The organism is Terriglobia bacterium, from assembly GCA_020073185.1.
GTDB lineage: Bacteria > Acidobacteriota > Terriglobia > Terriglobales > Acidobacteriaceae > JAIQGF01.
The window spans coordinates 1-17,064 of the sequence record JAIQFT010000060.1 but is presented as its reverse complement, the minus strand read 5'-3'; the positions used below and the strand labels follow the sequence as shown (position 1 = coordinate 17,064).

15 protein-coding genes are annotated in these 17,064 nt (G+C 60.6%); 4 read left to right on the top strand and 11 right to left on the bottom strand.

Annotated features, from left to right (window positions below):
* Positions 1–78: 78 nt before the first annotated feature.
* The 9 genes from hutH to LAN64_17290 form a co-directional block, all read right to left on the bottom strand.
* A complete protein-coding gene (gene hutH / locus LAN64_17330; protein MBZ5569592.1) occupies positions 79–1,668 on the bottom strand; it encodes a histidine ammonia-lyase in 1,590 nt (529 codons plus the stop codon).
* 79 nt (positions 1,669–1,747) lie between these two features.
* Positions 1,748–2,164, bottom strand: a complete 417-nt coding sequence (locus LAN64_17325; GenBank protein ID MBZ5569591.1) for an acyl-CoA thioesterase — start codon at positions 2,162–2,164, stop codon at positions 1,748–1,750.
* A gap of 31 nt (positions 2,165–2,195) precedes the next feature.
* Positions 2,196–2,978 carry an enoyl-CoA hydratase/isomerase family protein gene (locus LAN64_17320; protein ID MBZ5569590.1) on the bottom strand — a complete coding sequence of 261 codons (783 nt, stop codon included), beginning with the start codon at positions 2,976–2,978 and terminating at the stop codon, positions 2,196–2,198.
* A gap of 85 nt (positions 2,979–3,063) precedes the next feature.
* A complete protein-coding gene (locus LAN64_17315) occupies positions 3,064–3,927 on the bottom strand; it encodes a hydroxymethylglutaryl-CoA lyase (GenBank protein MBZ5569589.1) in 864 nt (287 codons plus the stop codon).
* Positions 3,928–4,176: 249 nt separating this feature from the next.
* Positions 4,177–4,623: an IS200/IS605 family transposase gene (tnpA, locus tag LAN64_17310; GenBank protein MBZ5569588.1), complete on the bottom strand. Its 447-nt coding sequence runs from the start codon at positions 4,621–4,623 to the stop codon at positions 4,177–4,179.
* A 169-nt stretch (positions 4,624–4,792) separates the two neighbouring features.
* Positions 4,793–5,113 carry a hypothetical protein gene (locus LAN64_17305; protein MBZ5569587.1) on the bottom strand — a complete coding sequence of 107 codons (321 nt, stop codon included), beginning with the start codon at positions 5,111–5,113 and terminating at the stop codon, positions 4,793–4,795.
* Between the two features lie 46 nt (positions 5,114–5,159).
* Entirely contained in the window at positions 5,160–6,866 is a 1,707-nt protein-coding gene (locus tag LAN64_17300) for an acyl-CoA carboxylase subunit beta (protein MBZ5569586.1), read from the bottom strand.
* Positions 6,867–7,039: 173 nt separating this feature from the next.
* Positions 7,040–7,849 (bottom strand): bacillithiol biosynthesis deacetylase BshB1, encoded by an 810-nt coding sequence (bshB1, locus tag LAN64_17295; GenBank protein MBZ5569585.1) that lies wholly within the window; start codon positions 7,847–7,849, stop codon positions 7,040–7,042.
* A 77-nt stretch (positions 7,850–7,926) separates the two neighbouring features.
* Positions 7,927–8,808, bottom strand: coding sequence for a polyprenyl synthetase family protein (locus tag LAN64_17290; GenBank protein MBZ5569584.1), 882 nt, complete (start codon positions 8,806–8,808; stop codon positions 7,927–7,929).
* An 82-nt stretch (positions 8,809–8,890) separates the two neighbouring features.
* Here LAN64_17290 and LAN64_17285 point away from each other — a divergent pair, with 82 nt between their 5' ends.
* The 3 genes from LAN64_17285 (at position 8,891) to LAN64_17275 (ending at position 12,302) form a co-directional block, all read left to right on the top strand.
* The gene (locus LAN64_17285; GenBank protein ID MBZ5569583.1) at positions 8,891–9,208 is read left to right on the top strand and encodes a pyridoxamine 5'-phosphate oxidase family protein; all 318 of its coding nucleotides are present in this window, start codon (positions 8,891–8,893) and stop codon (positions 9,206–9,208) included.
* A 198-nt stretch (positions 9,209–9,406) separates the two neighbouring features.
* Positions 9,407–9,646: a hypothetical protein gene (locus LAN64_17280; GenBank protein ID MBZ5569582.1), complete on the top strand. Its 240-nt coding sequence runs from the start codon at positions 9,407–9,409 to the stop codon at positions 9,644–9,646.
* 415 nt (positions 9,647–10,061) lie between these two features.
* A complete protein-coding gene (locus LAN64_17275; protein MBZ5569581.1) occupies positions 10,062–12,302 on the top strand; it encodes a M28 family peptidase in 2,241 nt (746 codons plus the stop codon).
* Positions 12,303–12,432: 130 nt separating this feature from the next.
* On the opposite strand, the gene LAN64_17270 is transcribed toward LAN64_17275, so the two are convergent.
* Both LAN64_17270 and LAN64_17265 read right to left on the bottom strand, forming a co-directional pair.
* On the bottom strand, positions 12,433–14,541 hold the full coding sequence (locus LAN64_17270) for a S9 family peptidase (protein MBZ5569580.1): 2,109 nt from the start codon (positions 14,539–14,541) through the stop codon (positions 12,433–12,435).
* 246 nt (positions 14,542–14,787) lie between these two features.
* Positions 14,788–15,378 (bottom strand): hypothetical protein, encoded by a 591-nt coding sequence (locus LAN64_17265; protein ID MBZ5569579.1) that lies wholly within the window; start codon positions 15,376–15,378, stop codon positions 14,788–14,790.
* Between the two features lie 1,315 nt (positions 15,379–16,693).
* Here LAN64_17265 and LAN64_17260 point away from each other — a divergent pair.
* Positions 16,694–17,064, top strand: a 371-nt coding sequence (locus LAN64_17260; GenBank protein MBZ5569578.1) for a squalene/phytoene synthase family protein, incomplete at its 3' end; no start/stop codon positions are given.

The window sequence follows — 17,064 nt, the reverse complement described above, 5'->3', positions numbered from 1 at the left end:
CTCCGCGTGATTTTCATTTTCGCTTTGTCGTTGTTTTTCCGATCCGTGTTTTGCGGTGGTAATCCGCGGTTTAAGGCATTACCGCAGTACCGCCGCAACGTCGCCGCGCTTTAGCATTTCAGCGACGCGAGCAAAATCCGCTGCCATGCTGCGGTCGTGCTCCAGAGGAGGACAGACGGCGCGGAGGGCGGCTATCGCCTGCTGGGCGCGCCGGCCTGGTTTCAGCGGAGCCAAGAATTCCAGCGCCTGCGCCGCAGAGATCGCCTCGATCGCGAGGACGTTGAGAGCGTTGCCAACGATTTTCTTCAGCTTGATCGCCGCCGTCATTCCCATGGAAACGTAATCTTCCTTATTGCCTGACGTGGTGATCGAATCCACCGACGCAGGGTGCGCCAGAATCTTGTTCTCGCTGACCAGCGCCGCGGCCGTCACCTGCGCCATCATGAATCCGGAATTCAGTCCCGCACCGTTGGCGAGGAATGGGGGAAGTCCCTCATTGAGCGAGGGATTGACTAGGCGCTCGATGCGGCGCTCGGAGATTCCCGCCAGCGCGCTGAGCGCGATGCCAAGAAAATCGAGCGCGAATGCTACCGGTTCACCGTGGAAGTTGCCGCCGGAGAGAATGTCGCTGTGTGCCGCGGCAGAATGCGGCCCACCAACCTGCTTGGGTGCGACAAACACCAGCGGATTGTCCACCGCCGCGTTCATCTCCACCTCGATGACCTGCAAGCAGTATGCCAGCGCGTCGCGCACCGCACCGTGCACCTGCGGCATGCAGCGCAGCGAGTAGGCGTCCTGCACGCGCCCGCACTCGCGGTGCGACTCGCGAATCGCGCTGCCTTCCAGCATGCGGCGCAGATTGGCGGCGCTGCGCGTCTGGCCGGCATGGGGACGCACCCTCTGAATGCGCTCGTCGAAGGCGACGTCGGTGCCGCGCAGCGCATCGGCCGACAGGGCGCCGATCACATCGGCTGAATCCACCATGGTCTGCGCCGCCAGCAACGCCAACGCGCCCAGGGCGACCATGGCCTGCGTGCCGTTGATGAGCGAGATGGCTTCCTTGGCTTCCAAAGTCAGTGGCTTGATGTCGGCGTGCCGCAGCGCTTCCTTCGCGGAGTGTCGCCGCGCGTGCGGATCGCCGGCGCGGCGCGGCCGCCGTGAGTTCGGCCCGCAATACCAGGCTTCACCTTCGCCGATCAGCACCAGCGCGAGATGAGCCAGCGGCGCCAGGTCGCCACTGGCGCCGACGCTGCCCTGCGATGGAACCACGGGATGTACGCCGCGGTTGAGCATCTCGCAGAGCGTGTCGATCACCGCGGTGCGCACGCCGGAATGCCCCTTGGCGAGCGAGTTGGCGCGCAGCAACATCATGGCGCGCACTTCCTCTTCGCTGAGTAGCTCGCCGACACCGACTGCGTGCGAGCGCAGCAGGTTGACCTGCAGTTCGCGGATCTGCGAGGGCGCGATGCGAACGTCAGAAAATTTGCCGACGCCGGTGGTGACCCCATAAGCGACTCGGTTGCTCTCGACGAACTCTTCCACCACGCTGCGCGCGGCCTGCACGAGTTGTCTGGCGTCCGGGTCGAGCAGCACGGGACGGCGCTCGTAGACCGCTTCGCGCAGTTCGTCGAGGGTGAGATCGGAGCCGTTGATGTGGAGCGCTTTCATGTAGCCCTTATCCGTTAGCCATTGGCAGTCAGCTCAGGTTTCCAATTGCCGGCGTCCGCCAACGGCCACAGGCCAATGGCTAACGGCCAGTTTTCACCGCCCGCCGGAACGCTTCCCAGTACTTTTTCGGCAGCGGCCGCTTGTTCAAGTTCGCGTCGGTGACGATGTGCGTCGTCTCGCCCTCCGCCAGCAGCGTGCCGTCGCTTTCGCGGACGGCTTCGTACGCGAAGTGAATCAGCGATTCGCGCACGTTCTTCAGGTACGTGCGGACCGTGATCTCATCATCGTACCGCGCCGGCGCTTTGAAGCGGCAGCGCGCGTCCACCACGGCGATGAAGCACTGGTCCTGGCGCTCCATTTCTTTATAAGTGAAGCCGAGTTGGCGAAGCAGTTCCACGCGGCCGACCTCGAACCAGATGAAAAAATTCGAATGATAGACCACGCCCATCTGGTCGGTTTCGGCGTAGCGGACGCGGAGTTTGGTTTCGTTAATCATCCTAGGAAATTGTCATTCCGCGCCGACTACCCTACCTGCTTTTCCACTCTGGTTTGCGCTTTTCGAGAAAGCTCGTCACCCCCTCGCGAAAGTCTTCCGTGGTGCGGATGCGAGCATTGTCTTCGACTGCCTGGGCGATTTGCTCATCCAGCGATCGCGCCAGGAAGCCGTTGATCAGCTTCTTGGTCAGGCGCACCGACGACGGGGAATTTTCCAAAAGCTGGGCCGCCAGTTCGCGGGCGCGCGGCATGAGGTTTTCGGGGGCGACGACCTCGTTGACCAGCCCGTAGCGGTGTGCCTCGGCGGCGTCGAACAGACGTCCGGTGAGCAGAAGGTCGCGCGCGATCTTGTGCCCCACCTGCCAGACGAGGATCGACGACACGATCGCGGGCACGAAGCCTATCTTCACTTCCGTGTAACCGAACCTTGCTTCCGGCACGGCGAGCGTGAAGTCGCACATGGTGGCGATGCCGGTGCCGCCCGCGATGGCGGCGCCGTTGACGGCAGCAATGGCCGGTAGCGGGAATTCGTAGATGCGGCGGAAGATCTGCGCCATGCGCGCCGAGTCCGCGACGTTCTCTTCGTGCGTCTTGCCGAGCAGGCCTTTCAGTTCTTCCAAGTCGAGCCCCGCGCAAAACGCTTTGCCGGCGCCGGTGATGATGAGCACTTGGGCGTGGGAGCGCTCAACCTCGTCCAGCGCCGACATCAATTCCGCAAGCAACTCGAAGCTGATGGCGTTGCGCTTCTCGGGACGGTTGAAGGTGATGGTCGCAACGCGGTCTTCGTGGGCAAGTGTGAGCGTGTGGTAGGGCATAAAAGCGAACCACGGATTTTCACGGATTCACACGGATAAAGCAAACCAACAATGCAACCCGTGAAACATTCGTGGCGATCCGTGGTCAGGCCTTGTGTTTCGCCGCGATGTCGGCGTTCATTCGAAGCACATTGTCGAACGGCTTGCGGATGGGCACTTCCGCGCCGCGTTGCGCCAGCGCTTCCAGGACATTTTCGGTCGGAATATTGCCGACGAGTTCGTCCTGGGCAAAGGGGCAGCCGCCGAGGCCGCCGATGGCGGAATCGAAGCGCCGGATGCCGGCGTCGTAGGCGGCGAGAATTTTGTCCAGCGCTTCCGCGGGCCGGCTGTGCACGTGAACGCCGATGTCGAGATAGTCGTAGCGGGCGAGCACGGCGGCTACGAGCGCGCGAACCTGCTCGGGCGTGGCGAGGCCCACGGTGTCGGCCAGTGAGATGGAACGAGTGCCCGTCTTTTCGATCAGGTCCACGGCCACGAGAACCTCTTCGGCGCTCCACGGATCGTTGTACGGATTGCCGAACGCCATCGAGATGTACACAACGACGTCGAGCCCGGCGGCGTCGGCCTTTTCCTTGATTTTTTCCAGCGTGTCGTAGGCGTCTTCCAGCGTCTGGTTCTGGTTCTTCTGAAGAAACGTGGGCGAGACGGAATATGGAAAGCCGAGAGTCTGCACAGCTTCGGTGGCAACGGCGCGTTCGGCGCCCTTTTCGTTGACCACGATGCCAATGATCTCGAAGTCATCGGGCGGATCAATCTGCTTGAGCACCTCTTCCGAGTCGGCCATCTGTGGCACGGCCTTGGGGGAGACGAACGAGACGGCGTCAATGTGCTTGAACCCGGCGCCGATCAGCGCGCGCAGGTAGGCAGCTTTGACCTCGGTGGGGACTTGCCCCTTGAGGCCTTGCCAGGCATCGCGGGGACATTCGATAAGCTTGAGGTTGTCGGTCATCGGTTATCGGTTGTCGGTGAAAGACCAGTTTGCCGCGGATGAACGCGGATCACAATGCCGCTCCGTCGATTCCGCGGGTAAGGTAACGCCCCGAGGGCAACCGAAGGCAAAGGAACGCCCGGAGGGCGATTGAAGGCAGCCCAGCGATTCACCACCCCAAGCCCGGAGGGCGATTGATGGTAGCCCAGCGATTCATCGCTGGGAAGAGATGCAACAGTTACGTTCGAGTCCGGCAGGACGATTGAGAACTCATCCGAACACGTCATTGGGATCAAAATCGAGTCCGCTCTTCTTTAGCAACTGAAGCAGTTCTTCCTCAAAAGTGCGTTTTGCATGGTGTTCCTTCTGGTTGTAAATGTAACGCATGACAGCATCCTTGTGGGACGCGCTCACGCTCAACGCGGCGTAGCCCTCCTGCCAGGCAAAGCGGCATGGAAGATTCTCGTTGCACCATTTGGAGGAGCCGCCCTTGATCAGTTGTACAGCCTTGGCCAGAGGCATGGTGGCCGGAATCGCCAATAAGGCGTGGGCGTGGTCGTCTGTGCCTCCCACGGCCACCGCCGTGAATCCATTTTTGCGGGCGATTCCGCCCATGAATGCCCATAAGCGGGGCCGGCGATCTTCCGGGATGAGCTTCTGCCGTCCCTTGGTGCTGAAGATCACGTGCACGCGATTGTTGACGAGAGCATGCGGCATTGTTTTTCAACCGTCCTGCCGGACTGACCGGGTTTTGGGATTGCGTACCCAGCGATGAATCGCTGGGCTGCCATCAAGCGTCCCCGGGGGACGCGGGATCAGGTCCAGGCTCCCGCCGCGCGGACGAATCCGAGTTTCTCCAATCTGCCGCGGATGAACGCGGATTGCATTATTCGCCACTTATCACATGAAAGTTGTAGGCGATGGCCCCAATTGCCACCACTATCAGCGACCACATGAACAATGCCGTGTGCAAGGACCACCTCTTTCGTGTTTGAACAATGGCAGTCACAACTGCTGCAACAATGCCAATAAGGGAAATTGCAGACAACACAGCCCAAGAGAGACTGAGGGCGCGGGCGGTCAGTGTCTCTTTGCGCCACCAGACCGAAGCGGTGAGGATGAGAAAAAGGCTAGCCAATGCCGGAGCGCATAGACCGACAACCCAGTATTGGGTTGTTGCTCCTCTTTGCTTATCATCAGCGTTCATCTGCGTTGATCAGTGGCCAATTGTTTTCGATCACCAGATTACGTGATCAGGTTTGCAGCACTCCCACCTTGAACTCCGCTACGTCGGGGTTGAGCGCGGCGGCTTCCAGGGCGCGGGTGATGGCGTCCCGCGTCTCCAGCGGATCAATAATCTTGTCGATCCACAGTCGGGCGGCGCCGTAGCGCGGGTCCGTTTGTTCGTCGTAAGTTTTCTTCACCGAGTCGAACAGCTCTTTTTTTCCCTCGTCGCTGAGCTTCTTGCCGCCGCGCTCCAGTTGCTTGATCTTGATCTCCACCAGCGTGCCCGCCGCCGAATCGCCGCTCATGACGGCGTAGCGTGCGGTCGGCCAGGCGAAGAGGAAGCGCGGATCGTAGGCCTTGCCGCACATGGCGTAATGTCCCGCGCCGAAGGAGCCTCCGATGATCACGGTGATCTTCGGCACGACGGAATTGGACACGGCGTTCACCATCTTGGCGCCCGCCTTGATGATGCCGCTCCACTCCGCGTCGCGTCCGACCATGAAGCCGTTAACGTCGTGCAGGAAGACGAGCGGCACCAGGCTCTGGTTGCAGTCCATGATGAAGCGCGCGGCCTTTTCCGCCGACTCGGTGTAGATGACGCCGCCGAACTCGACGCGCTTGTGCCCCGACTCGTCGGTCTGCTGCTGGTGCTGTTTCTGGTTGGCGACGATGCCGACGGCGAAGCCGCCGATGCGGGCGTAGCCGCAGATCACGGTCTTGCCATACTCGGCGCGGTACTCGTCGAAGCGGCTGCCGTCCACGATGCGCGCGATGATCTCTTTCATGTCGTATGGCCGCGCGGGATCGGATTCGTAGATCCCGTAAATCTCTTCGCCGGGGTAGAGCGGCGGCTCGGGCTTCCTGCGATCGTAGGGCGAGAGGCGGCGGTAGCCCATCTTCTCCACCAGCGAGCGGATGCGCGCGAGGCAGGCTTCGTCGTTGGGCTCGTGATAATCGATTGTGCCGCTGATGGCGGAGTGCATGGCGGCGCCGCCGAGAGTTTCCGCATCCACCTTCTGCCCAATCGCTGCCTGCACGAGCGCGGGACCGGCAAGGAACAGGCCGCTGCCGTCGGTCATGAGGACGTTGTCGCACATCACCGGCAGATATCCGCCGCCGGCAACGCACATGCCCATGATGGCGGCGATCTGAGCAATTCCCATGGCGGTCATGACGGCGTTGTTGCGGAAGACGCGGCCGAAATCGTCGGTGTCGGGGAAGACATCCTCCTGCAGCGGAAGAAATACGCCGGCCGAATCCACCAGATAAATGGTCGGGATGCGGTTCTCGATGGCGATGTTCTGCGCGCGGATGACCTTCTTGGAGGTCATAGGGAAAAACGCACCCGCTTTCACCGTGGCGTCGTTGACGATGAGCATGAACAGGCGGGTGTGAATGCGGCCGAGGCCGGCGATCACGCCTGCCGCCGGTGCCCCGCCCCACTCCTCGTACATCCCGAAGGCAGCGTAGGAGCCAAGCTCGAAGAAGTCGCTGCCGGTATCGATCAGCAGGGCGAGACGCTCGCGCGCGGTGAGGCGCCCCTTTTTGTGCTGCGCCTCGATCGCTTTGGCGCCCCCGCCGGCGCGGATCTTTTCTTCCTCGTTGCGGACCGCGGCGACCAGGTCGGCCATGGCGCGCATGTTTTTCTCGAAGCGCACCGAAGTGGCGTCCACGCGCGATTGGATCACGTTGTTGGCGGGCGCGGTGGTGGTTTGCTCGGGACGGTCTGCCATCAAGGGGTCACCGGAAACTGGTTACGGTATAACACACCGGGCAAGAGGCTCAAGGACGCAAGACTGAACCACAGATCGCCGCGGATGAATACGGATCGGAATCGTTTCTCTTGCTTGACCGTGCTGATTCGCGGGATCCGCGGTGAATCTTGGAAGTGCGCCAGGCGACCAGTTCACAGCGAGGCGACGGGTATGGCTGCGAGGTCGTCAACCAGTCCGACTTCCTTTTGCAAAAACGGCTCGCCGTAGGTGACGCCGGCGAGCATGCCGTAGAAGCGCGCCATGGTTTCCAAACGCGTGCGGATTTCGGCATGCTTGGGAAATAGGCCGCCGCCTACCGGCTGATCGGAGTATTGCGACTGGTAGGCCATCAGCGCCTCGAAGCGCGCTTGGAAATGCTCGCTGATGTCCACGACGAAGGTGGGGCGGATATCGTAATAGAGAGTCGCGTAAACAATCTTGAACGGGCGGTGCGGGAGCGAGTTGCGCGTTGCGAGTTCCGCGTTGAGAGTGGAAGAGAGTGTCACGCTGAGCGAGTCGGCGCGAACGGCGGACAAATCAAGCTTCGCCAGGCCGGCGAGAAAGCACGCTTCGTAGCCCAGCGTCGAGCAGTTGTAATGGTCGGGATGGCGGCCCTGCCAGTAGGGAAGAATGACGACGCGCGGGCGCAGCGCGCGAATCATGGCGGCGACCTTCAGGCGGTTTTCCCAGGTGTTTTCGACGCGGACGTCGGGAATGTCGAGCGCGCCGCGCCAGGAAACCTTCAAGATGCGGGCAGCCTCGGCGGCTTCGCGCTCGCGATCCTGGGCGGTGCCGCGCGTCCCCATCTCGCCGCGAGTGAGGTCGAGGATAGCGGTGCGGCGTCCGAGCGCCGCCATCTTCAGCAGCGTGCCGCCGCAGGTTTGTTCGACGTCGTCGCGGTGGGCGGCGATGGCGAGGATGTCAGCCACAGAGGGCACAGAGGATCTTGATGGTTCGTTCATCTGCTTTCCGGATGCTTCATTGACTTCGGCTGCACGATTCCACGAACCGAATTAGAAAACCTCCGTGTCCTGTGTGGCTATTTCTTCCTTTCCACCAGGAAGCGCGCCAGTTCCTTCAGCGTGGTGGCGCGCTCTCCGAAGGGATCGAGTTGCGCGCACCCGGCGTTGACCAGTTCCGCTGCTTTGCGTTCCGACTCCTGAATCCCGTACAGCGCGGGGTAAGTCGCTTTCTCGGCGGCGGTGTCCTTGCCGGCGGTCTTACCCAACTGCTCGGAGGATTGGGTCACGTCGAGGATGTCGTCGGCGATCTGGAACGCGAGGCCGATTTTCTGGCCGAAACAGCGCAGGTGGGCGACATCGGACTGGTTGGCGCCGGCGTACAACCCGCCGGTCACGACGCTCGCAGTAATCAGCGCGGCGGTTTTCGACTTGTGAATGTACTCAAGCGTCTGCGCATCGGGTTTCTTGTGCTCGGCTTCGAGATCCATCACCTGGCCGCCAATCATGCCATCAACGGTGCCGGTGGCGTGCGCAATCTCCTCAATGACGAGGGCGCGCGCCTCGGCAGGGCAGGGAATGCGCGCCAGCACTTCGTAGGCGAACGTCTGCAGCCCGTCGCCGGCGAGAATGGCGATGGCGTCGCCGAAAACTTTGTGGCAGGTGGGACGTCCGCGGCGGAGATCGTCATTGTCGAGCGCAGGGAGATCGTCGTGGATGAGCGAATAGGTGTGCAGCATCTCCAGCGCGGCGCCGAGTTGTTCCACACCGAGCGGCGGCAGGGCGGCGATCATGCGCGCCGCCTCGAAGCACAGGATGGGACGCAGCCGCTTGCCGCCGGCGAAGACGCTGTGCCGCATGGCCTTGTGGATAGACGCAGGGTACTGCGACGCCGCGGGCAGCAGCCGTTCCAGCGCTTCGTCGGTGAGCGCGCGTCCTTTTTCCAGAATGTCCGCCAGCATAAACGCGCCAGTATAACAGTGCAGTTCTGAGTTCCGAGTTCCGAGTTGCGCCGAGCGGCAGATTGGCGGATATTACTGCCCCATGGCGACAGAAAGTTCGCATACATTCAAAAAACTGAAGCGCAGCCGGCCGCAGATGCCCAAGACTTACGGCATGCCAGCGGACAGCCAAGGCATGCTGTCATGGGAGCAAGTCGAGCAGAAAATCGCCGATGCGCACAATTACTGGGTAGGCACCACGCGTCCTGATGGCTCGCCGCACGCCATGCCGGTGTGGGCGGTGTGGTGGAACGGCGCCGTCTATTTCAGCACCGACCGCGGGTCACGCAAGGCGCGCAACATGATGGCTAATGCAACTAGGAGTTCCCCCGGCTCTGCCGGGGAGGCTCCCAAAGTTTGACAGTTCCGGGAGTATGCCGTCGCATTGTTTGCGCGTGCGATTGAGCAGCGTGTGTGTGCGTGGCGGTTTTGCAAGCGCACAGCTTTCACCCGTACTGCCTGGAGCGAGCGGTTTTGACTTTGGGTCGCGATCAGGCCCCTTTGAGGGGCCCGCGACCCGTAAAGCCTCCGGCTCTGCCGGAGGATACTTACTCCCGCCATGGCTATTCACCTGGAGATCCCAAGAGAAGTGGTGATCCTCGAGGGCATGGCGGAAGAGGTCACCGACCGCGCGATCCTGGGACCTCTCGATGACCTGTACCGGAAGAAATACGAAATGCGCCTGAGCGAGGCGCCCGGCGAACTGTTCCTGGTAAGGCTGAGGCCACACGTGGTGCTTGCCTGGACGGAAAAGGAATTTGCCACCAGCCCCACGCGCTGGGAGTTTACGAGCGACTAGCGAACGCGTATCTAATCTCCCGAAACCGATAACCACAGAGACACGGAGACATGGAGAAATCGGCAATTCAGTAATTTCGTGAATTGGCGATTTGTAGTCCACCACTTCAGTCCGGGCTCGCGATTCGGTTTCTAAATTAGCCGGTTATCTAACCACGAAATTTTGCGCGCCTCCGTGCCTCCGCGGTGGATGCTTTATAATTCGCGATTCGCGCGCGCGTTTGGGGTAACTCGTGGCGCGAGGTTGTTCACACGGAGGATTCATGCGGCGCTTCGCACCACTGGCAGTTTGCTTTACGTTGCTGTTGGTTATCTCGGCAAGTTCACAAGCGCCGCAGCGGAATGATCCGGTGACCACTCTAAGATCCTCGGCGCCGACCACCGAGCCGAGCGAGTCGCAGGGGCCGGAACAGCACATGCGCGGATTTTCCGCCGCCGACGCCCGTCCCGAGCGCGAGTGGGAAACGAAATTCCGCGCCATTCCGGACCCTGCTCGCACGCGCGACTACATGCAGCGGCTTTCCGCGCGGCCGCACCACGTGGGATCGCCCTACGACCAGGAAAACGCGCAGTGGCTGCTGAGCACGTTCAAGTCGTGGGGTCTGGACGCGCATATCGAGACCTTCGAAGTCCTGTTCCCCACGCCGAAGCAGCGCGTTGTCGAACTGCTGGAGCCGGTAAAATTCACGGCGAAACTGCAGGAACCGACGGTCGCGACAGATCCGACCTCGAACCAGCACGCCGAGCAGCTTCCCACCTACAACGCGTATTCCGCCGACGGCGATGTGAGTGGGCCGCTGGTGTACGTCAATTACGGCGTGCCGGCGGATTACGAGCAACTGGACAGGCTCGGAATTTCGGTGAAAGGGGCGATCGTGATCGCGCGCTACGGACAGTCGTGGCGCGGTATCAAGCCGAAGGTGGCGGCCGAGCACGGCGCCATCGGCTGCATCATTTATTCCGATCCGCGCGATGACGGCTACTTCGAGGGCGATGTTTTCCCCCAGGGACCTTTCCGCAACAAAGACGGCGTGCAGCGCGGCAGCGTGATGGACATGCCGGTGTATCCCGGCGATCCGCTGACGCCCGGAATTGGCGCAACCCCGGACGCCAAGCGCCTGCCGCTGAACGAGGTTAAAACGCTGACCAAAATCCCGGTCCTGCCGATCTCCTACGCCGACGCTACCCCGCTGCTGGAGAACCTTGGCGGGCCGGTTGCGCCGGAGAACTGGCGCGGCGCACTACCGTTCACCTATCACGTCGGCCCGGGCCCGTCGAAAGTGCACCTGGTGGTGAAGTCGAACTGGGACCGCAAGCCGGTGAACGACATCATTGTGCGCATTGCCGGCTCAAAGTATCCGGATGAATGGGTGCTGCGCGGCAACCATCACGACGGCTGGGTCAACGGCGCGGAAGACCCGATTTCCGGTCTGGTCGGCGAGATGGAGGAACTGCGCGGCATCAGCGAACTGCTGAAGCAAGGCTGGAAACCGAAACGAACCCTTATTTATGCCGCGTGGGACGGCGAGGAGGAAGGCCTGCTCGGCTCCACCGAGTGGGCGGAGGCGCACGCGCAGGAGTTGCAACGGCACGCCGTCGCCTACATCAATTCCGACGGCAACAGCCGCGGATACTTGATGCTGATCGGCTCGCACACGCTGGAACAATTCCTCAACGACGTGGCGCGCGACATCACCGACCCGGAGAAAAACATCTCGGCGTGGAAGCGCGATCAGTTGCGGCGCATCCAACGCGCGACGGAACGACAGCAGGGCCAGACGCAGAGGCGCAGTGGCCGTCCCAGGTCCTCGGAGCAGTCGGTGGAAGAACTGCGCACGAAAGGCGTATTGCACCTGGACGCGCTGGGCTCGGGGTCGGACTACACCGTGTTTCTCGACCACCTCGGCATCGCGTCGCTGAACATCGGCTACGACGGCGAAGACGACGGCGGCATTTACCACTCCATTTACGACGATTTCTACTGGTACACGCACTTCTCCGACAGCGATTTCGTGTACGCGCGCGCGCTGGCGCAGACCGGCGGCACGGCGATGATGCGGCTGGCCGACGCCGAACTGCTGCCGTTCAACTTCGGCGCCTTTGCGACCGCAATCAAAACCTACGTGGACGAACTACAGAGGCTCGCTAGCGACGAGCGCAACAAGATCGTGGAGCGCAACCGCGAGATTGACGAGGGAATGTTCACCGCGACCTCGGACCCACGCAAGCCCTACGTCCCGCCGTCGAAGGAAGCCGTTCCGCCCTTTCTGAGTTTTGCTCCGCTGCAAAACGGGCTGGACGCATTGCAGCGCAGCGCCGATCGCTATGACGCCGCGTTGCAGAAGGCGCAGCAGAATGACGGTGCGGCGTTGGCGAAGAGCTCTTTCGCCAGTGTGAACGCCAAGATCATGCAGAGCGAGCGCGCCATGACCTTGCCCGACGGGTTGCCTAATCGTCCCTGGTTCCAACACCAGATCTACGCGCCGGGTTATTACACGGGATATGGCGTGAAGACGATTCCGGGCGTGCGCGAAGCCATCGAGCAGAAGCAGTGGAAGCAGGCGGAGGAGCAGATGGCGCGCGCGTCCCAGGTATTGCAGAACGAGGCGAAGGTGATCGAAGCGGCTGCGGCGGCGCTGGAGAACGTGGCGAAGTGAAAAAATCAGCCGCAGATTTACACGGATGAACACAGATCGGAAATTCTTTGCATTCGATCCGTGGAGATCCGTGGCAATCCGTGGTGCATTTTTGCGCTGCACACGCGAGCGCGCGTGTGCCACACGCCAGTTATTTTCCGGCCTGCGCGGCCGCCGGCTTTTCCATTCCCATCTGCGAGAGCACGAAGGCGTAGTCAAAGGCAATTTCCTTCAAGTAATCGTAGCGCCCCGAAGATCCACCGTGGCCCGCGGCCATATTGGTCTTCAGCACCAGCGGATTGCTATCGGTCTTGAGGGTGCGCAACCTGGCGACGTATTTCGCCGGCTCGTGGTACATCACCTGGCTGTCATTGAACGAGGTCTTCACCAGGATGGTCGGGTAGGCCTTCTTCTCCAGGTTGTCGTAAGGCGAGTAGCTGCGGATGTACTTGTACTCGTCCGGCTTGTTGGGATTTCCCCACTCCTCATATTCAGCGACCGTAAGAGGCAGGGAAGCGTCGAGCATGGTGTTGACCACGTCGACGAACGGCACCTTGGCGATCACGATGCGGAACAGGTCGGGGCGCATGTTGGTGACCGCGCCCATCAGCAAGCCGCCGGCGCTGCCGCCCTGCACCACCAGATTTTCCTTCGAAGTGTACTTGTCGGCGATCAGGTATTCCGCCGAATCGATGAAGTCGGTGAAGGTGTTTTTCTTGTTGAACATCTTGCCGGCATCGTGCCAGGGCTTGCCCATGTCGCCGCCGCCGCGAATGTGCGCCACGGCGTAAGCAAAGCCGCGATCCAACAGGGGCAACATGTTGGAGCTGAAGGTCACCGGGATGGAAATGCCATACGATCCATAGCCGGTCAGGAACAACGGATGCGTGCCGTCTTTCCGGAAGTCCTTGCGGTAGACGATCGAGATCGGAATACGCGTGCCGTCTTTCGCGGTGGCCCACAGCCGTTCCGACTTGTACTTCGCCGGATCGTAGCCGGGCACTTCCACCTGCTTGAGCAGCTTGGAGGTGCGCTTCTCCAGGTCGTAGTCGAACACCGAGCTCGGCGTCACCATGGATTGGTAGCTGTAGCGGTAGAGCTTGGTGTCGTATTCGCGGTTATTGTTGGGGAAGGCCGAGTACACCGGCTCGGGAAACTCGATGCGGTGCGTGGCGCCGGTCTTGAAATCCACGATGGTCAGGTGGGGCAAGGCGTTTTCGCGCTCCACCCGCACATAGAAATCCTGGAATACGTCGATGTTGCTCAACATCACTGCGGGCCGGTGCGGCACCAACTCCTTCCAGTTCTTCTCGCCGGGATCGCCGATGGGCGCCGTCGCCAGGCGGAAGTTGCGGCCCTTGTCGTTGGTGCGGATCAGGAACTGGTCACCGTGGTCGTCGACGTAGTACTCGTGTTCCTGGCGGCGCGGATTGATAAGCTTGAACTCGCCGGTCGGTTGATCCGCGGCCAGGAAGCGCATTTCCGACGTGGTATGGCTGCCGATCTCCAGCAGGATGTACTTGCGGCTGCGCGTGCGGTGCACGCCGACGTTGAAGCGCTCGTCTTTCTCTTCGTAAATCAGATCGTCCGGTTTGCCCGAGCCGAGCATGTGACGATACAGGCGATAGTGCCGCTTGGCGGAATCTTCCACGGTGTAGAACAGCGTCTTGTTGTCGGCCGCCCAGGCGACGGAGCCGACCTTCTCGGCAACGTCTTCCACCAGCGCGCCGGTGCGCAAGTCCTTGACGTGCAATTTGTACTGGCGAAAGCCGGTGTTGTCGGTGGAATAAGCCAGCAGGTGGGCGTCGTCGCTGACCTGCATAGCGCCCACGGCCATGAACTTCTCTCTCTTGGCTAGTTCGTTGACGTCTACCGTGACCTGCTCCGGCGCGTCCAAGGATCCGGCCTTGCGGCAATAAATCGGATACTGCTTGCCTTCCTCGGTGCGCGAGTAATACCAGTAGCCGCCCTCGCGATAGGGAACCTGAACATCGGTCTGCTTGATGTGTCCGAGCAGCTCTTTGTAGAGCGACTCCTGGAGCGCTCCGGTGCCGTTCATCACCGCGTCGGCGTAGACGTTCTCGGCATTCAGGTAAGCGGCTACCTCGGGATTCTGCTTGTCGCGCAGCCAGAAATAGTTGTCAATGCGGGTATCGCCGTGAACCGTGACGTCCTTGGCCACCACCTTGGCAACGGGCGGCTTGGGCGCTTCGGTTTTATCGGCGGAAAGTGCGGGTGTGTCGGTCAGGAATGTTGTCATGAATACCAGAAACAGAAAGATAGCAATGCTCTTCATTGGATTCGCGGCTCCGGTGCAGGATTCGACGAGCTATAAGGGGAACAGCAAGTATATCGGGCAGGGGAGCGGGGTCAAGCGATTGGCGGAGAAACCTATTCAGACGGGAAATTCATCCCCTGCACGGCAAACTTTGTGCAACGTCTGCGACTTGAGGGCGGCAGGCGGACTCAGGGCACGAGGGCGAACGGCAATTGCTTACTGGCGAGTCTAGATTTCACGCTGTTCGCGCCGCCGTGGCCCCAGCACCATATCGACGGCTCGGCCCACGTCGGCAGGTCTTCCAGCCTTTTCAGCTAGGCCGTCCAAGGTTGTCAACTCGCGGGCCTCGAAGCCCACCAATTCACTGGCTATTGCTGCGAGCGCCTTTATGTACGTCTTGCAGTCTGTTACGTACAGAGCTTTCAGTCTCTTCTTGACGTTGCTGTCAAAGGCCGGGCCAATCCTCCCTTTTGTGACTAGGAGAATTGCTTTGCTAACACCGACCTCGGTTGCTTTGCCATTCAAGCAGAGACCACTTTCAAAAATTTGCCACAGACTGCAGATCGTGTCGGTTAGCAATTCGCCGGGAGCCTGAAAGGAACGGAGATTAGCTGATCCCATCAGTCCAAGCGGTTCAGTGGCGGAATCCAGTGTGCGTTGCAGTTCAGTAGCACAGCGCAGAGACTTCGGTCGGCAAGCCTGCCACTTGCCCATGATTCGTTTGAACTCGACTGCAACTTTCACAGGTATCGGGGCGGCTTGAAAATCGCAGCCCTCTGACGCGTGCACCCAAGCGCTCCAGTCCTTGACATAACGCATATCGAAGGCTTTGATCCGCTCCAACACTTGGGATGTCGTTAGGGTTCGCAGCATATTTTGTTTAGCATGAAAACTGCGCTGATGCCGTCATCGACATTGTGCTACGGCTTCGGTCCGGAATCGTCCGGCAACAACGAAAGAATAAGCCAGTACTCGACGATGGCCAAAACAAGCGACCCGAAAATAACCCAAGCGTTTATGTGTTGTCTGTGTGGCAAAAACAAGAACAGCCACACTACTAGAAACGACGGGAGCCATCTTCTCACGCGGTTACTTTCCATTTCTTAAGCCCGCACTTACGAGTTCGGCAATCGTCCAAATGTGATCCGTAATTCCAGCTTCCAGCGCTGGCGTGTCCCGAAGGCTCCTTGTGTATCCGACAGAAGTTGTAATAGGCGAAGTGTAGCGCACAAGCTGCTTTCAGGTTGTCGAGTTTTTTTGAGAAGGCATTCGCCAGCCGAGTGAAGCGGCAACCGCCATGCGCAGCGTAAGGTTTTGGCGTTCGACGTAGGAGGTGCAGATGTTCTGCGCGTGATCGGCCTGTCCCGCGAACACATCCTCAACGCCTCTGCGGTAAAAGTGAAAGCCATCCGTACTCCACCGCAGTTTTAGGACACTACGAGCGATTGCCGAATCGCAGAAGCGTATTGCGGACCTCGAGAAGCAGGCACAGCAGATTCCTGCGCGCTTAACGACACAGAAGAAGCTGACTGACAACGCACAGGTTCTCGAGAACTTGAAGGCAAGTCTGCTGACGCTCGAGAACAAGCGGACGGAGTTGCTGACCAAGTATCAACCTACCTACCCATTGGTCCTGGAAGTTGACAAGCAGTTGAGCGACACGCGTGCGGCCCTCGCGAAAGAAGAAGCGACGCCAGTGAAAGAAGAGACCACGGACCAGAACCAGACTTACACCTGGATCAGCGGCGAACTGGCGAAGGCAAAAGCGGATCTGGCTGGCTATGAGGCGCGTGAGACTGCCCTGAGTTCGGTCATCAATAACTACGAAGACCAGTCCAAGCAGCTCGAGCAACAGGGCATCGAGCAGGCGGACCTGGCTCGCACCGCCAAGGAAGACGAAGGCAATTACCTCCCCTACACCAAGAAAAAAGAGGAAGCTCGCATCGAAGATGCTCTCGATCGGAACCGTATGTTGAACGTTTCGATCGTGGAAACTCCTGTACTTCCGAGCATTCCAACTCGGTCTCCGCTCATCTTTGCCCTCGTGGGAATCCTGCTGGCGGCAGCGGTGAGCTTGGGCGTTGTCTTTGCGATTGATTATGCCGACCAGTCGTTCCGTACTCCTTCGGAAGTGATGAGCGAGTTGAGGATCCCGGTGCTTGCCGCAGTGCCTCTGCATTATGACTACGACAGCCGGACGTTATATGCAGGGAATGGAAACGGAAACGGGCACGGCCGTCTGGAGGCCGACTACGCACGATGTGCGGATATCACCCGCCGCTCGTCGTCGAATTTCTACTACGCCTTCATGCTGTTGCCCGCCGAGCGTCGCCGCGCACTCCACGCCGTGTATGCCTTCTGCCGTTTCATCGACGACATCGCCGATGATGAATCGGCGAGCGATGCGGCCTCGCTGCTGGCTCGCTGGCGCGAAGAGTTGGATCGCGTCTACGGCGGCGCGCCGACACGCGCAATCTCGCGCGCGCTCGCCGACAGCGCCCGGCA